This is a genomic window from Pseudothioclava nitratireducens (genome assembly GCF_029210495.1).
GTDB classification, from domain to species: domain Bacteria; phylum Pseudomonadota; class Alphaproteobacteria; order Rhodobacterales; family Rhodobacteraceae; genus Pseudothioclava; species Pseudothioclava nitratireducens.
Genome location: NZ_JARGDK010000007.1, coordinates 13,871 through 30,270, shown reverse-complemented (window position 1 = coordinate 30,270; position 16,400 = coordinate 13,871). Strand labels below are relative to the sequence as shown.

Annotated in this window: 18 protein-coding genes; 4 read left to right on the top strand and 14 right to left on the bottom strand. The window is 62.6% G+C overall.

Annotated features, from left to right (window positions below; all coding sequences use genetic code 11):
- Positions 1 to 9: 9 nt before the first annotated feature.
- Positions 10 to 744, bottom strand: coding sequence for an SDR family NAD(P)-dependent oxidoreductase (locus tag P0X85_RS09645; protein WP_275812044.1), 735 nt, complete (start codon positions 742 to 744; stop codon positions 10 to 12).
- A gap of 168 nt (positions 745 to 912) precedes the next feature.
- On the opposite strand from P0X85_RS09645, the gene argB reads away from it, so the two are divergent.
- The 4 genes from argB to trpB are packed head-to-tail and all read left to right on the top strand — an operon-like array spanning position 913 to position 4,155.
- The gene (gene argB / locus P0X85_RS09640; RefSeq protein ID WP_275812523.1) at positions 913 to 1,791 is read left to right on the top strand and encodes an acetylglutamate kinase; all 879 of its coding nucleotides are present in this window, start codon (positions 913 to 915) and stop codon (positions 1,789 to 1,791) included.
- Positions 1,788 to 2,408 carry a ferredoxin gene (locus P0X85_RS09635; RefSeq protein WP_275812041.1) on the top strand — a complete coding sequence of 207 codons (621 nt, stop codon included), beginning with the start codon at positions 1,788 to 1,790 and terminating at the stop codon, positions 2,406 to 2,408. Before argB ends, P0X85_RS09635 begins: the two co-directional genes overlap by 4 nt.
- Positions 2,405 to 2,923, top strand: a complete 519-nt coding sequence (locus tag P0X85_RS09630; protein ID WP_275812038.1) for a SixA phosphatase family protein — start codon at positions 2,405 to 2,407, stop codon at positions 2,921 to 2,923. Before P0X85_RS09635 ends, P0X85_RS09630 begins: the two co-directional genes overlap by 4 nt.
- 29 nt (positions 2,924 to 2,952) lie before the next feature.
- Complete coding sequence (gene trpB, locus P0X85_RS09625) at positions 2,953 to 4,155, top strand: tryptophan synthase subunit beta (protein WP_275812035.1); 1,203 nt, start codon at positions 2,953 to 2,955, stop codon at positions 4,153 to 4,155.
- A 63-nt stretch (positions 4,156 to 4,218) separates the two neighbouring features.
- Here trpB and P0X85_RS09620 read toward each other — a convergent pair whose 3' ends face one another.
- The 13 genes from P0X85_RS09620 to P0X85_RS09560 form a co-directional block, all read right to left on the bottom strand.
- On the bottom strand, positions 4,219 to 5,010 hold the full coding sequence (locus P0X85_RS09620; RefSeq protein WP_275812032.1) for an amino acid ABC transporter ATP-binding protein: 792 nt from the start codon (positions 5,008 to 5,010) through the stop codon (positions 4,219 to 4,221).
- Positions 5,011 to 5,021: 11 nt separating this feature from the next.
- Entirely contained in the window at positions 5,022 to 6,338 is a 1,317-nt protein-coding gene (locus tag P0X85_RS09615) for an amino acid ABC transporter permease (RefSeq protein ID WP_275812029.1), read from the bottom strand.
- 1 nt (position 6,339) lies between these two features.
- Entirely contained in the window at positions 6,340 to 7,605 is a 1,266-nt protein-coding gene (locus tag P0X85_RS09610) for an amino acid ABC transporter permease (protein ID WP_275812026.1), read from the bottom strand.
- Between the two features lie 150 nt (positions 7,606 to 7,755).
- Positions 7,756 to 8,772 (bottom strand): amino acid ABC transporter substrate-binding protein, encoded by a 1,017-nt coding sequence (locus tag P0X85_RS09605; protein WP_275812023.1) that lies wholly within the window; start codon positions 8,770 to 8,772, stop codon positions 7,756 to 7,758.
- Between the two features lie 212 nt (positions 8,773 to 8,984).
- Entirely contained in the window at positions 8,985 to 9,695 is a 711-nt protein-coding gene (locus P0X85_RS09600; RefSeq protein WP_275812019.1) for an ATP12 family chaperone protein, read from the bottom strand.
- Entirely contained in the window at positions 9,692 to 10,357 is a 666-nt protein-coding gene (locus P0X85_RS09595; protein ID WP_275812016.1) for an HAD-IA family hydrolase, read from the bottom strand. Before P0X85_RS09595 ends, P0X85_RS09600 begins: the two co-directional genes overlap by 4 nt.
- Complete coding sequence (locus P0X85_RS09590) at positions 10,354 to 11,397, bottom strand: RluA family pseudouridine synthase (protein ID WP_275812012.1); 1,044 nt, start codon at positions 11,395 to 11,397, stop codon at positions 10,354 to 10,356. The genes P0X85_RS09595 and P0X85_RS09590 overlap by 4 nt, the downstream gene beginning before the upstream one ends.
- Positions 11,394 to 11,771 carry a fluoride efflux transporter CrcB gene (gene crcB, locus P0X85_RS09585; RefSeq protein WP_275812008.1) on the bottom strand — a complete coding sequence of 126 codons (378 nt, stop codon included), beginning with the start codon at positions 11,769 to 11,771 and terminating at the stop codon, positions 11,394 to 11,396. Before crcB ends, P0X85_RS09590 begins: the two co-directional genes overlap by 4 nt.
- Positions 11,772 to 11,802: 31 nt before the next feature.
- The gene (locus P0X85_RS09580; RefSeq protein WP_275812005.1) at positions 11,803 to 13,116 is read right to left on the bottom strand and encodes a replication-associated recombination protein A; all 1,314 of its coding nucleotides are present in this window, start codon (positions 13,114 to 13,116) and stop codon (positions 11,803 to 11,805) included.
- A gap of 55 nt (positions 13,117 to 13,171) precedes the next feature.
- Positions 13,172 to 13,810, bottom strand: coding sequence for an autoinducer binding domain-containing protein (locus tag P0X85_RS09575; protein WP_275812002.1), 639 nt, complete (start codon positions 13,808 to 13,810; stop codon positions 13,172 to 13,174).
- Between the two features lie 129 nt (positions 13,811 to 13,939).
- Positions 13,940 to 14,503 (bottom strand): helix-turn-helix transcriptional regulator, encoded by a 564-nt coding sequence (locus P0X85_RS09570; RefSeq protein ID WP_275811999.1) that lies wholly within the window; start codon positions 14,501 to 14,503, stop codon positions 13,940 to 13,942.
- A gap of 315 nt (positions 14,504 to 14,818) precedes the next feature.
- The gene (gene rplQ / locus P0X85_RS09565; protein ID WP_275811996.1) at positions 14,819 to 15,238 is read right to left on the bottom strand and encodes a 50S ribosomal protein L17; all 420 of its coding nucleotides are present in this window, start codon (positions 15,236 to 15,238) and stop codon (positions 14,819 to 14,821) included.
- Positions 15,239 to 15,380: 142 nt separating this feature from the next.
- Positions 15,381 to 16,397, bottom strand: a complete 1,017-nt coding sequence (locus P0X85_RS09560; protein ID WP_275811993.1) for a DNA-directed RNA polymerase subunit alpha — start codon at positions 16,395 to 16,397, stop codon at positions 15,381 to 15,383.
- Positions 16,398 to 16,400 lie beyond the last annotated feature (3 nt).

Genomic DNA, 16,400 nt, shown 5'->3' with positions numbered 1-16,400 from the left:
GCATCACCCTCAGACATGCTGGCCAGCATTCACCTCTATCTCGGTCCCGGTCACATAGGATGATCGTTCAGAGCACAGGAAGAAGATCACATCCGCCACTTCGCTCGGCTGCCCCAAGCGCCGCAATGGCAGACCTTCGACGATCTTCTCGGTGCCGGGGCTGAGGATTGAGGTCTCGATTTCGCCCGGCGCAATCGCGTTCACCCGCACGCCCATTGGCCCGAAATCATGCGCCATCTCGCGCGTAAGCGCCTTGAGCGCCGCCTTCGAGGTCGAATAGGCCGCGCCAGCGAACGGGTGCACCCGCGAACCCGCGATCGAGGTCACATTGACGACCGCGCCTTTGGCTGCCGACAGCTCCTCGCGCAGCCCGCGGGCCAGCACGATAGAGGCGAAGAAATTCACATGGAACACCTGCCCCCAGGTGCTCAGGTCGGTGTCGAGCGTGTTCAGACGACTGCCGCCCGCGCCCTTGGGTGAAATCCCCGCGTTATTCACAAGCGCGTGCAGCTTGCCATCGAGACGCGCGCGAATCTCTTCGATGGCTTCGATGGTCTGCTTGGGATTCGCAAGGTCGATCACGATGTGATCCTCACGACCGCCCCCCCACGGACATTCCTCGGGAAAGGGCTGGCGCGAGCAGGTAATGATCCGCCAGCCTTCCCGCGCAAAGCGTTTCACCGTGGCATGGCCGATCCCGCGGCTCGCCCCGGTCAGCAGCATCACCTTGCGTTCATCTTTCATCGCACTGCCCTTCACATCCTGTCGGAAGACCCCGTTGGCCCTCGCGCGACAGAGCCTAACCCAAAGCCCGGCAGCTTCAAGTCACGCTCGCCCCTTGGCAGCCCCCTGCGAAGGGCTTAACACTTGGCTCCGCACGCCTTCGAGATGAGAACCATGAGAAAGCAGAACATGAACCGTGACTGGATCGCCACCGCCCGGACCCTTTCCGAAGCCCTGCCCTATTTGCAGCGCTACACGGGGGCAGTCGTCGTCGTGAAATTCGGCGGAAACGCCATGGGCGACGACGAGGCGATGGCAGACTTCGCCCGCGACATCGTGCTGATGCGTCAGGTCGGCATGAACCCGGTCGTGGTCCATGGCGGCGGGCCCATGATCAACGACCTGCTCAAGAAGCTCGGCATCGAAAGCGATTGGGTCCGCGGCAAGCGCGTCACCGACAAGCGCACGGTCGAGGTCGTCGAGATGGTTCTCTCCGGTCTCGTCAACAAGCGCATCGTGCAGGCGATCAACGATCAGGGCGGACGCGCCGTCGGCATCTCGGGTAAGGATGACGACCTGATGGTCTGCGAGGCGGACGATCCCGAACTGGGCTTCGTGGGCCGTCCCGTCGAGATGAACGTGCAGGTGATCCGTGACCTTTATAATGCGGGCATCATCCCTGTTGTCGCACCGGTCGCAACCGGCATGAACGACAACGAGACCTTCAACGTGAACGGCGACACCGCTGCGGGGGCCATCGCGGGTGCGCTTCAGGCCGATCGGCTGCTGCTTCTCACCGATGTCGCGGGTGTCAAGAACAAGGAGGGCGAGGTTATCACCCAGATGACCCCCGACGAGGTCCACGGACTGATCGCGGATGCGACCATCTCGGGCGGGATGATCCCCAAGGTCGAAACCGCGCTCAAGGCCGTCGAACAAGGCGTGCGCGCCGTGGTTATTCTTGACGGTCGCGTGCCCAATGCGTGCCTGCTTGAACTGTTCACCGAGCATGGCGCGGGCTCGATGATCCGCTCGACCACGCCACGCGTAACGCCGCACGCAAGGTGACACCCGCACTGCTGTCAGATATTGGCGCGCATCGGCTGTTCGTCTCGGGCGCGCTGCATGAAGGCGACGAGACGGTTTTCCTTCTCTCGCCGGACGAACCCGGCTTTTGGGCGCATGTCACGGCCGAAGCAGAATTCGCGGATGGCGCGCCCGACCCGATCGACCGCTGGTCGCGGCGCGTGATCGAGGCGCTGGCTGGCACCCATGGCGGGCGGGCGGCCTTTCCCTTCGGAGGGCCTCCGTTTGCGCCCTTCTTTCGTTGGGCCCGCGAGTCCGGGCAGGCGTTTACATCCCCGATCCATCTTCTGGTGCATGCGCGCACGGGGCTGTGGGCGTCCTATCGGGGCGCGCTGATCATGCCCGGCCATGTCCCACTGCCCCCCGCTGCGGAGCATCCCTGCACGCAATGCCCCGCGCCGTGCCGGACGCAGTGTCCCGTCGGAGCTTTTACCCTCACGCGCTACGAGATCGACATCTGCCATGGCTTTCTCGATAGCGCGGACGGGACAAATTGTCTTTTGCATGGCTGCCTTGCGCGCCGCGCTTGCCCGATCGGGCAAGGCTATGGCAGGCTGTCCGAGCAATCCTCTTGGCATATGAGGCACTTCCACCCATGACCCCTCCCGGACACCGTCGCCTGATCCTGACCCGCCACGCAAAATCGAGCTGGGACGACCCGCTCATGGCCGATCAGGATCGCCCCCTGAATGCGCGCGGGCGCTCTGCTGCGCGGGAATTGGGCGACTTTCTCGCCTCGCGCGGGCTCGAACCCGAGGAGGTGCTCTGCTCGACCGCGCAGCGCACCCGCGAGACCTGGGATTGCGTCGAGGCGGCGGTCATCGAGACCCGACCCGAGATCAGCTATATCGAAGATCTCTACCATGCCTCACCGATGCTGATGATGCAGGCGCTGCGCACGGCCTCATCCCCGACCGTGATGATGATCGGCCACAACCCTGGTATCGCGGAATTCGCGGCCTCGCTTCCCGCCCAGCCGATCTACGATCCGGAGTTTCGCAAATATCCGACCTGCGCGACGCTGATCGTCGATTTCCAAATCGACGACTGGGCCGCGATCGAGGCCGGGCGCGGCTCTGTGCTGGACTTTTTCACACCGACACGACGCGGGTGAACCCGCGCGACCACAAGACTGGAGGAACCATGGGATACCTGAAATCGACGCCGGACCGGAACGGGTTTTTCGGCGAGTATGGCGGTGCGGACCTGCCGCCGCCGCTGGTCCCGCATTTCAAGGAAATCACCGAAGCCTATGACCGGATCGCCCATTCGGCAGAGTTCATTCGTGACCTGCGCTATATTCGCAAGCATTTTCAGGGTCGCCCGACGCCGATCAGCTATCTGAAGAACCTGTCGGACGATTGCGGCGGGGCACAGATCTACGCCAAGCGCGAGGACCTGAACCACACCGGCGCGCACAAGCTCAATCACTGCATGGCCGAGGCGCTTCTGGCCAAGTTCATGGGCAAGAAAAAGCTGATGGCCGAGACCGGCGCGGGCCAGCATGGCGTGGCGCTGGCGACGGCGGCCGCCTATTTCGGGCTGGAATGCGAAATCCATATGGGCGAGATCGACATCGCCAAGGAAGCGCCGAACGTCACCCGAATGAAGCTGCTCGGCGCCGAAGTGGTGCCGGTCGGCTTTGGCGGGCGTTCTCTCAAGGAGGCTGTGGACAGCTGCTTCCAAAGCTATATCGGGCAGGCCGACACGGCACTTTTCGCCATCGGCTCGGTGGTCGGCCCGCACCCCTTCCCGCGCATGGTTCGGGACTTCCAGCATGTCGTCGGCATCGAGGCGCGCGAGCAATTCATCGAGATGACCGGCGGGCTGCCGGATATCGTCGCGGCCTGCGTTGGCGGTGGTTCGAACGCGATGGGGCTGTTTGCAGGATTCATCGAGGACCCCGATGTCACGCTTTACGGGGTGGAGCCTTTGGGTACGTCCTCCAAGCTGGGTGATCATGCCGCGACGATCACCTATGGCGAGGACGGGATGATCCACGGCTTCCGCACCATGGTGCTGCGCGATGAAAACGGTGAACCCGCGCCGGTGCATACGGTGGCCTCGGGGCTGGACTATCCCGGCGTCGGACCGGAGCACGCCCATTTGTATCGCACAGGTCGAGCGAACTACACGGCTGCCAATGACAAAGAAGCGCTCAACGCCTTTTATCAACTGTCGCGCCGCGAGGGGATCATCCCCGCGCTCGAAAGCGCCCATGCCGTCGCCTTTGCGATGCGTGAGGCCAAGAACCACCCCGGCAAGACGATCCTGCTCAACCTGTCCGGGCGGGGCGACAAGGATATCGACTACGTCACCGAGACCTACGGTTTCAGCGTCGAATAAGCGTTAGGATAGAACGAAAAAGGGCCGGCAAATCGCCGGCCCTTTCCACATTCGGCACCCCGCTCAGTGGCCGAGGATTTGGCTGAGGAACAGCTTGGTCCGGTCCGATTGCGGGTTATTGAAGAAGTCATGCGGGTTGTTCTGTTCGACGATCTGGCCCTGATCCATAAAGATCACCCGGTTCGCCACCGCCTGCGCGAAGCCCATCTCGTGGGTCACGCAGAGCATCGTCATCCCCTCTTCCGCAAGCTCGATCATGGTGTCGAGCACTTCCTTGATCATCTCGGGGTCAAGCGCCGAGGTCGGCTCGTCGAAGAGCATGATCCGCGGCTTCATGCACAGCGAGCGCGCAATCGCCACCCGCTGCTGCTGGCCGCCCGAGAGCATGCCCGGATATTTATGCGCCTGCTCGGGAATCTTCACCTTCTCAAGGAAGTGCATCGCCGTCTCGATCGCCTCTTTCTTCGGGATCTTGCGCACCCAGATCGGGGCCAGCGTGCAGTTTTCGAGAATGGTCAGATGCGGGAACAGGTTGAAGTGCTGGAACACCATGCCCACTTCGGAGCGCACCTTGTCGATGTTCTTCAGGTCCGAGGTGAGCTCGGTCCCATCGACGATGATCTTGCCCGACTGGTGCTCTTCAAGGCGGTTGATGCAGCGGATCAGCGTCGATTTGCCCGAGCCGGACGGCCCGGCGATAACGATCCGCTCGCCCCGGTTCACGGTCAGGTCGATGTCGCGCAGGACGTGGAACTGACCATACCACTTGTTCATCTTTTCAATCTGAATCGCGACCTCATCCGAGACCTGCATGTGGCTGCGATCGATTTCACGGTCGAAATGCGGTTCCGTCATTGGAACTCTCCTTATCGGTGGTCACGTTTCAGCTTGCGCTCGAGATACATCGAGTAGCGCGACATGCTGAAATTGAGGATGAAGAAAATGGCGCCGACGAAGATGAAGGGCTCCCAGTAGATGCCTTTCCACTCGAACACCGAGCGGATGAAGTCCGGGATACCCTTGAGCGGGTCGAACAACCCCACGAACACCACAAGCGTCGTATCCTTGAACATCCCGATAAAGGTCGAGACGATGCCCGGGATCGAGATCTTGAGCGCCTGCGGCAGGATGATGAAGCGCTGCGCCTTCCAGTAGTCGAGGCCAAGCGCATCCGCCGCCTCGTATTGGCCGCGCGGCAGAGCGGCAAGACCGCCCCGGATCACCTCGGCGATATAGGCCGCCGCGAAGAGCGTGACGAGGATCATGACCCGCAAGATGATGTCGAAGCTGGTGCCCGGCGGCAGGAAGTAGTTGAGCAGCAGCGACGCCACGAACAGCAGCGTGATCAGCGGAACGCCCCGGATGAACTCGATGAAGATGACCGAGAAGCTCTTGACGAGAAACATGTCCGATTGCCGCCCGAGCGCGAGGATGATCCCAAGCGGCAGCGACATCACGATGCCGCCCACCCCGATGGTGATTGCCAGCAGGAAGCCTCCGAACTCATCCGAGTCGACCGACTGGATCGAGATCGGCACGATTTGCTTGAGCAGATCGTCGATCGGTCCAACCGCGAACATCCAGAACAGGATCGGCACGGCAAACGCGGCAATACCTGCAATGATGCCGTTGACATTGCCCAACAGCTTCAGCGCCAGATAGCCGAGCACGAAACCCGCGCCCGTCATCACCACCGGCCAGACCGACCCGCCCCAGAGGAGCCAAATCGCCAGAAGCGGATAGATCGCGCTGAAAGACAGCAGCGCACGGGGCAAATGTGTGAACAGAATCGGCGCGAGGGCGACGAATAGCAGCACAAACACCAGCACCGGGCGCCAGTAAAGCTCGGGCGGGTAGAAGCCGAACATGAACTGGTGCCAGCGCTCGCGGATCACACCCCAGCAAGCACCGGTCGCCCCCTCTCCGAACTCACCGGTGATGATGTCGCGGCATTCCTTGAGTGAATCCGCATTCCAGACCGAATGGCGGAACCACGGGAAGAAATGTGTGAACAGCAGATAGACGACCAGAAGACCGGCCACGGTCAGCGCCGCGTTCAACCAGCTCGAGAACAGGTTATCACGCAGCCATTTCACGGCCCCCGTCTGGGTCGAAGGTGCCGGTTTGGGTTCAAGCATCGTGTCGCGGACATAGGCGACGGTTTGGGCGTGGGTATCGCTCATCTCACCGCTCCTTCAGCTTCACGGATTTGTTGTAGACATTCATCGCCCCCGAGATCGTGAGCGAAATCGCCAGATAGATCAGCATCATCAGCAAGATCGCCTCCAGCTCCCGGCCAGTCTGGTTGAGCGTAATACCCCCCAGCGTGCCACGCAGATCGAGATACCCCACGGCAATCGCCAGTGAGGAGTTCTTGGTGAGATTCAGGTATTGCGAGATCAGCGGCGGCACGATCACCCGCAGCGCCTGCGGCAGGATCACGAGATTCATCGTCCGCTTCGGGCGCAGACCCAGCGCAAAGGCCGCTTCGGTCTGCCCTTTGGAAATCGCGAGAATACCGGCGCGGACGATCTCGGCGATGAAGGCCGCGGTGTAGAGCGTCAGCCCGAGCCACAACGCCACGAAAGCGTTCGACACGTTGACGCCACCGGTGAAGTTGAAACCCTTCAGTTCCGGCGGCACCAGATGGAAGCCAAGCGCGACCAGAAGCGCAATCGCAGGGCCGAACAGGATCAGCAGGCTCTTCCACCACGTCACAGGACGGAAGCCAGTCGTCTCTTGGACCTTGTTGGCGTTCGCAACCAGACGCCGGTTGAACCAGATCGATGCAATGACAACGGCGGCCAGCGCAAGGAAGTTCAGTGAAATCGGCGCAAGGGGCGTCTCGATCGCGCCAAGCCCACGCGTGAATTCGGCCGCAGGTACAGCCGTGTAGCGATTGGTAATCGCAACATTGTCGAAGAGCAGCATGCTCGCCTGCGCCTCGCCGGTTTCGGCGTTGACACGATAGGCGGCTGGGGCCGGGGTCACTTCGGTCAGGAAAGCCAGCGCCACGAGAATCCACAGCAGCACCGGGATGTTGCGGAAGATCTCGACATAGACGGTCATCAGTCGCCCGACGAGCCAGTTGTTGGACAGGCGCAAAACGCCGATCACGATACCCAGAACGGTCGCGGCGACGCAGCCAAGCAGCGACACCCAAAGCGTATTCAGAAGCCCCACGAGCATCGCGCGCCCATGCGTGGAGTCGTTCGTGTAGGGTATCAACTGCTGCCCGATATCATAGCCGGCCCTGTTGAACAGGAAGCCGAAGTTGAAATCCTTGCCAAGCTGCTGAAGGTTCTGGACCGTGTTGTCGATCAGCCATGCCATCCCGCCCATCACGAGGATGAACACCACGACCTGAATCGTCAGCGAGCGGTAGCGGGTGTCATAGATAAGCTGACTGAGCCGGAACCCTTGGTTCGGCGCATCCGAAGCGGTTGCCATTCTTGTTTCCCCTGTTCCTGTCACGCGGTCCGGGCTTGTGCCCATGTTACAAAGGTCGCGCCGGTCAATCGCGCGCGCCTCGCATGCAGGTCTTTATTGTAAAGGCACAAGGGCGCCCCGGTTTCCCGAGACGCCCCCACACAGATCAGATCAACGGAAGGGCGGCGAGTAGAGCAGGCCGCCTTGGGTCCATTGTGCGTTCAGACCGCGTGCCAGACCGATCGGGGTCGACTCGCCGATGGTTGCGGCAAAGATCTCGCCATAGTTGCCCGATGCCATGATCGCGCGCTTGCCGAAGTCCTTGTCGAGGCCGATCATCGCGCCCAGCTCGCCTTCAACGCCGAGCAGACGGTTGATTTCCGGGTTCTCGGTGCCTTTCGACAGCTCTTCGACATTGGCCGAGGTCACGCCGTACTCTTCTGCCGCGATCAGCGCGTTGAGGGTCCACATCACGATGTCGCCCCACTGGTTGTCACCGTGGCGCACTGCCGGGCCAAGCGGCTCTTTCGAGATGATCTCGGGCAGAATGACGTGGTTTTCCGGGTCAGCGAAGGCCGCGCGGGTTGCTGCGAGGCCCGAGGCGTCGGTGGTGTAGGCGTCGCACGCACCGGCGAGGTATTGCTGCTCACCTTCGGCGTTCGAGTCGACGGTGATCGGCTGGTAGCTCATGTTGTTGGCTTTGAAGTAGTCAGCCAGGTTGAGCTCGGTGGTGGTGCCGGTCTGGATACAAACCGAAGCGCCGTCCAGTTCCTTCGCCGAGGTCACGCCGAGATCCTTGCGGACCATGAAGCCTTGACCGTCGTAGTAGTTCACGCCGACGAAATCGAGCTTGAGGTCGGTGTCGCGCGAGAAGGTCCAGGTGGTGTTACGGGCCAGAACGTCGATCTCACCCGAAGCCAGCGCGGTGAAGCGGGTCTGGCCGGTGGTCGGGACATATTTGACCTTGGAGGCGTCGCCCAGAACGGCGGCGGCCACGGCTTTACAGACCGCGACGTCAAAGCCGGTCCAGTTGCCGTTCGCATCGGGGGCGGCAAAGCCCACGAGGCCGGTGTTCACGCCGCAGTTCAGCTCACCACGCGCGACGACGTCTTCGAGAGTCGTCGCAGCCGCCATGCCAGCCGTCAGGCCAGCAGCCGCCAGCGTGCCGAGAAAAACGGTTTTCTTCATGTTTACCTCTTCCTGAGTTGCCGCCGTGAAGGGCGGTTCTGTCGGCCCTTTGCGGACCTGATCGAGTTGTTGGGCACAGCCCAATGCGCGAGTTTGGGCCGATTGGCGAAAAAAGGTCAAGGCCGGTTGCAAGATTGCCGCATGGTCAACGCCCATTTCGAGGGCAATTGCCGAGAAGTTGATCGCCTCCGGAGAGGTGTGCGGCTGGCTGCCTAAAGGCCGAGCAGCGCCCAAAAACGCGCCGCAGCCAGCAAATCGGCCCGCTTGCGCGCGGCATGTTCCACCGCCTCTTCATCCGCGCCCCATTGCTCGATCTGCCAATCGTCATCGATTCGCGACAGGTTCCATGCGGTCTCGGCATCCAGCCGCCGGCGGCTCACAGCCAACCCCAGAATGAGCGAACCGGAGATGCCGACAAGATCGTGCAACGCTGCGAGTTCAAACTCCGTCATGGCCGCGACAGCCGCCTCCAGCGGTTCCAGCGCCGCACGGTCCTGCGCAACAGGGATCACCCCGGCGGTTACGCGCAGATCGGCACCGAATGCCGCGCGCGCCCAGTCAAGCAGAGGGTCCCATGCCGCCGCCTGCCGCGCGACCAGTTCGTCCGGCGCCTCGGCGCGATAGCAGAGCAGATCAGTGCCGCCATATTCGGCGATCAGATGTGCGACCTCGGCATGTTGGCTGCGCACCTTGTCGATGGCCGCGTTCGCCCCGCGCGTCACGGGCATCGTGCCGGGGTCGATCTTCTCGACCTGCGCATCCCACTCGGCGGCGATAGCTTCGGCCATGGCGCGGGTCGGCACGATCAGCGCCGCCTTGGCCGGGGTCTTGACCGAACGCCCGTCCAGCGTGACCGAAAACCCGCCCTCAACCTCGACCACATCGGCCTTTTTCCAGAACCGCTTCGCCGCCCAGCCGCTCATGCGCTCACCTCCAGAAGCTCGGACACCGCCAATTCCAACGCCGCGAAATCCGACACGATCCGCGTGGCACCCGCCGCGCGAAGGTCGGCCACCGGGTGGTAGCCCCAGCCAACCCCCACCGTCGCGACCCGCGCCGCGCGGCCCATCTCGATGTCATAGGTCGTATCACCGATCATCACGGCGTCGCGCGCCTCGAGGCCGGTCTCGGCCAGCGCCGCTTCGACCATCGCCGGATGCGGCTTTGAGGGATGATCATCGGCGACCTGCATCGTGACAAAAAGCCCTTCCAGGCCGTGATATTCGATCAGGGCGTTCAGACCGCGCCGCGATTTTCCGGTCGCCACGCCCAGCAGGAAATCCCCCCGCGCATGCAGATGACGCAGGCAATCAAGCGCACCGGGATAGAGCGGTGCCGGGCTGGCCGCGCGCTGCGTGAAATAGCTGTTCTTGTAGCCCTCGACGATCCGGTCCTGCGTCTCGGGGGCAAGTTCCGGCGCGAGACGCGCAACCGCGATGGGCAATGACAGGCCCACAATCGAAAGGACCGCGTCGCGGGCGGGCGCGGGTAGACCCACCGTCTCGAACCCAAGGCTCATCGCGTGGAAGATATGGGACTGGCTGTCGGAAAGCGTCCCGTCCACATCGAAAATCGCAAGTTTCATGCAAGGTCCTCGAACGGATCGGCGGGCACATCGGCCTCATGCCAGCCCAGCGTCGCCCAAGTCCGCACCATATGCTGCGGCATCGGCGCGGAGATGGTGATACGCTTGCCGGTCACCGGGTGGTCGAAACTGATCTGGCGGGCATGGAGATGCAGCTTGCGGCTGATCTCTCCGCCGAGTTGCGCACCCCAGCCATCGCCGAGATTCTCTTGCCCCGAGCCGCCATATTTGCCATCCCCGATGATCGGGTGGCCGAGTTCCGCCATATGCGCGCGCAACTGGTGCGTGCGCCCGGTGATCGGCACCAGCGCGACCCAGGACACCCGCGAGCCAAGGGCATCAAGCAGCGCGTAATCGGTCGTCGCGCGCTTGGCATCAGGGAACTGATCCATCTTGGCGGGATGGATACAGATCATCTTCTCGCCTTCACCGCCGCGCCCATGGCCCGGCGCTTTCATCAGGCCAAAGCGCACCGTTCCCATCTTCGGCGACGGCACACCGGCCACAGCCGCCCAATAGATCTTGCGGGTGGTCTTGTTGCGGAACGCCTCGGAGAGCCGCCGCGCCACGCGATCGGTCCGCGCCAAGAGCAGAACGCCGGAGGTATCCTTATCCAGCCGGTGCACCAGCTTCGGACGCTCTTTGTAGCCGAATTTCAACGCTTCGCTCAGCCCGTCCACATGGCGAGAGCCCTGCCCCGAGCCGCCTTGGCTCGGCAAGCCCGGCGGCTTGTTGATGGCGATGATATGCTCGTCCTTCCACAAGACGCAGGCTTGGATCATCTCGGCATCGGACGCGCTCGGACCGTCCGCAACGGGCGGCTTTGCGCCCGGATCGGGCAAAGGCGGCACGCGCACATCCTGCCCCGGCTCGACACGGGTATTGGCCTTCACCCGCCCGCCATTCACGCGCAGCTCGCCCTTGCGGCACATCTTCTCAATGGCGCCTTGGGTGAGTTGCGGGAAGCGGCGCTTGAGCCAACGGTCGAGCCGCTGCTCGCCCTCTTCCTCGGTGACCTTGACGATCTGAACAGAACTCATGCGAAGAACCCCCGCGCAAAGGCCATGCCGGCGAAAATCGCCGCCAGCGCCAAAACCACCGACCCGATCACATAGCCCGCCGCCGCGCCAAGCTGCCCCGCCTCGTAAAGCTTGGCCGCGTCGAGAGAAAAGGCGGAGAAGGTCGTGAACCCGCCCAGGATACCCGTCATCACGAAGGGCGCGAACCGCGTCCCGGATTTCTGCGCCAACACCACGACGAGCACCCCCATCAGGAAGCTGCCAAGGATGTTGACCACCATCGTGGCATAGGGAAAGCCGTGCCCCATGAGCCTCGGCACGGAGACATTCACGAGATAGCGCGCGCTGGCACCGATGGCGCCCCCGAGGGCGACTGTCAGAAGGGTCTGGATCATCCGGCTTCTCTTGCCCCCTCGGCGCTTAATGTCAACCGTTGCGCTGCGCACGCAGCTTGGCGAACCAGTCGACACGCTTCTTCAATTCGCGCTCGAAACCGCGTTCGACGGGGGCGTAAAGCACCGGGCGCTTCATCGTATCGGGGAAGTAGTTCTGCCCCGAGAACCCATCCTCGGCGTCGTGATCATAGGCATAGCCCGCGCCGTAGCCCTGCGCTTCCATCAGCTTGGTCGGGGCGTTCAGGATGTGCTTGGGCGGCGGCTCGGAACCCGTGCGGCGGGCCTCGGCGCGGGCGGCCTTGTAAGCGACATAGCCGGCATTCGATTTGGGCGCGAGCGCGAGATAAATCACCGCCTGCGCCAGCGCCAATTCGCCCTCGGGGCTGCCGAGGCGCTCGTAGGTTTCCCACGCGTGCAGGCAATGCGTCTGCGCCTCCGGATCGGCCAAACCGATATCCTCCACCGCCATGCGCACGAAACGCCGGGCAAGGTAGCGCGGGTCCTCGCCGCCCTCCAGCATCCGGGCGAACCAATAGAGGGCCGCATCCGGGTCGGAGCCGCGCACCGATTTATGCAAGGCCGAGATGAGGTTGTAATGCTCGTCGCCCGACTTGTCGTATTTGGCGGCCCGCCGCATCAACCGCTGCGAAAGCTGTTCGGTCGTCAGAGGCTCCGCAACCTTCCAAGCCGCCACCTGCTCGATCAGGTTCAAGAGCGCCCGCCCGTCCCCGTCCGCCATCTCCAGCAGCGCCTCACGCGCCGGCCCCTTGAGCGGCAACGCGCGGCCAAGCGCCTTCTCGGCACGCTGCGCGAGCAGTTCCAGATCGGCGAGGCTCAGCCGTTCCAACACGATCACCTGCGCACGGCTGAGCACAGCGGCGTTCAGCTCAAAGCTCGGGTTCTCGGTCGTGGCCCCAACCAGAAGGATGGTGCCATCCTCCATATGCGGCAGGAAGCTGTCCTGCTGCGCTTTGTTGAAGCGGTGGATCTCGTCCACGAACAAAAGCGTGCCGCGCCCTTGATCACGCCGGAGCTTGGCCGCCTCGAACACTTTGCGCAACTCGGGCACGCCCGTGAAAATCGCCGAAATCTGCACGAAGGCCCGATCGGACTCATCCGCAAGCAACCGCGCAATCGTCGTTTTCCCGACGCCCGGCGGCCCCCAGAGGATCAGCGACGACAGCGACCCCGCCGCGAGCATCGAACCCAGCGGCCCCTCGGGGCCGAGCACATGACCCTGCCCGATCACCTCAGAGAGCGATTGCGGACGGATACGATCAGCCAGAGGCCGCGGGGCCTCGGGCTTCGGGGTTTTGTCATCGGGCGTGTCGAACAGGTCAGCCATGGCGAGTCGCTTTTGGATCAGCCCTTGATAGCGCGCGCGCCCGCGCTGCGCAGCATCAGATCAACGCATTCTCCAGTGCGATCTGGATCGCCTGAGATGTTGTCTTTGCCCCCAGAGCCTCCCGCGCCGCCCGCAACCGTGCCTTGAGCGCGCTCTCGGTGATCCCCAGAATACCCGCCGCACGCACGAGCCTGTCCCCCTGCGCCACCTGCCGCAGCGCCTCCGCCTGCGCCGGAGACAGCTTAAGACCGTCGCTGACCGGCGCAGTCAGCCGCGCGACATCCTCGAGCAAAACGCAGGCTTGCGACATCTCGGCTGCGGTGAATTCGCGGTCACTGCGCGCCGCGCCGAGGATCGAGCGCCCGACCACCGGCCCGACCGATGCAATCAGCCCATAGCGCATCCCGTGAAGCGCGGCCTTTTGCAAAACCTTGAACGGGTCGGGCATCTCGACCTCACTCCAGCGCGCGGCCCCGGTCTGAGACATCGCCCAGCAGATGGTCGGGTCCATCAGCACGAGGGAGTGGCTCTGATATATATCCAGCCAGCGCTTGGGATAGGTCATCCGGAAAAACCGCGCCAAACCAACGCCAATGCCGACATGCGCCCCAAGACCGAACCCCTTCGGCGCCATCGCAGCTATGCGCTCCAGAACCCTCGACAGTTCGGCGCTCGTCTCGCCTTGGGCAATCATCCACGCTCCAATCGACCAATCAATGCGGCACCGTTTGAATGCCTTTCAAATGCCTTTGCATGCCATTTCGGCTGCCGATCAGACAAGCGCATTTACACAGGGCTGGCCGAAAGCGGCATAACTGCGCCGTCAGAGCAGTCGATATTCCCGCGCTTTGCGTACCGCTTCCGAGGTCGTGCGCGCCTCAAGGCGTATGCGCGCGGATTTAAGCCGCGCTTTGAGCGCGCTCTCCGAAATCCCCAGCTTGGCGGCTGCCGCCGTGTGCCGATCTCCGTTTGAGATGCATTGAAGCGCTTCGATCTGCGCGGTGGTCAATTCGGTCGGGGGGGCGTTCTCATCATGCAACCGCTGCGCCAGATCGTGCAGATGCGCGAGTTCGGCATCGGTGAATTCGCGATCCGCACGCCCCACCCCGATGATAGATCGGGACGAAATCGGCCCACAGGAGGCCGATGCCCCATATTTCAGCCCGAATTCCCCGGCCTGCTTGATGACATCGAACGGGTCCGGCAAGGAAATCTCGCTCCAGCGCGTGACGCCGGTCAAGCCGATCCCCCAGAACACGAGCGGATCGCGCAGGTAATAGGCATTGTCATTGTAATGACGCTCCCAAGCCGGAGGAAAGGTGCTGTGATAAACAAGCGGGGTGGCAAACCGGATATGCAATCCGATCCGATATCCGAGCGGGGACATCTGCGCCAATTCGTCCAGCATTTGAGTTGTCGCGCGATTAAAAGACATGACTTCTTAGACTGTTTGACCCGGGATCGGTCAACTTAAAATTGTGCCATCCGTCGCGCGGCAAGGCGCAGCCGGTCGATGTGGCGCGTCAAGCGGATTTTGACGGAGTGCCAAAGAGTCAGCCGGATTCGCCCCGTGATGCTCGCCGAGGGGCGTGGCGGAAATTGGGCGCGGACATGGCGCGTGACCAAGTGTCGCGCAGCGGCCTTATAGCAAAACCCCGCCCGTTTCGGGGCGGGGTCGTCATTCAGACCAAGGCGGCGGAAATCACTCTTCCGCAGCATCCTCGGCTTCGACGCGGGCCTTGTCAGCTGCGCCTTTGGCAGCCGGGTCGCGGTCGACGAATTCGATGATCGCCATCGGGGCCATGTCGCCATAGCGGAAGCCAGCTTTCAGAACGCGGGTGTAGCCACCGTTGCGCTCTTTGTAACGCGGGCCGAGCACTTCGAAGAGCTTGGCGACGTCTTTGTCTTGCTTGAGCATCGCAGCCGCTTGACGGCGTGCGTGCAGATCACCGCGCTTGGCGAGGGTGATCAGTTTTTCCACGACCGGGCGGAGTTCCTTGGCTTTCGGCAGGGTGGTCTTGATCTGCTCGTGCTCGATGAGTGAGCCAGCCATGTTCGAGAACAGCGCTTTGCGGTGTTCGTGGGTACGGTTGAGACGGCGGTAACCGCGAGCGTGACGCATTTGATTTCTCCTATTCGCGTTTTGCTTTGTCTGGGCAGCCGATGCGTGTCAGCCACTCTCCTTGGGGCCTTGGCCCATTTGATCCCGGGACATCCCGGCATTTGGTCCGGGGGGCTTAGCGCAAGCCCCCCGAAAGAGTCAATCAGAACTGATCTTCGAAGCGCTTCGCGAGATCTTCGATGTTCTCCGGCGGCCAATCCTCGACTTCCATGCCGAGGTGGAGGCCCATGCCCGAGAGCACTTCCTTGATCTCGTTGAGCGACTTGCGGCCGAAGTTCGGGGTGCGGAGCATCTCGGCTTCGGTTTTCTGGATCAGATCGCCGATATAGACGATGTTGTCGTTCTTGAGGCAGTTGGCCGAACGCACCGAGAGTTCCAGCTCGTCCACCTTCTTGAGGAGGAGCGGGTTGAACTCCAGACCGTCGTCCTGGTCCTGCTTGCCTGCGGCTTCCGGCTCGTCGAAGTTGACGAAGATCGACAGTTGGTCCTGAACGATGCGCGCGGCGAAGGCCACGGCGTCTTCGGGGGTGATCGAACCGTCGGTTTCAACCTTCAGCGTCAGCTTGTCATAGTCGAGAACCTGACCTTCGCGGGTCGGTTGCACTTCGTAGGCGACCTTCTTGACCGGCGAGTAGATCGCATCGATCGGGATCAGACCGATCGGCGCGTCTTCGGGGCGGTTCTTGTCGGCGGCGACATAGCCCTTACCGGTGTTGACGGTCAGTTCCATGAACACGTCGGCGCCATCGTCGAGGTGGCAGATCACGTGGTCCTTGTTCAGAACTTCGATGCCAGCGGTCTCGGCAATGTCACCACCGGTGACGACGCCCGGACCCTTGGCCGAGATCGAGAGGCGCTTCGGCCCTTCGACGTCCATACGCAGCGCGATCCCCTTGAGGTTCAGCACGATATCGGTGACGTCTTCACGAACGCCGGGAACCGATGAGAACTCGTGCAGGACGTTGTCGATCTGGACGCTGGTGATCGCAGCACCTTGCAGCGACGACATCAGAACGCGGCGCAGCGCGTTGCCGAGCGTCAGACCGAAGCCACGCTCCAGCGGTTCCGCGATGACGGTTGCCTGACGTTGCGGGTCGTTGCCGGCTTTGACTTCAAGCTGAGTCGGTTTGATCAGCTCGGCCCAATTCTTGTGGATCATGCG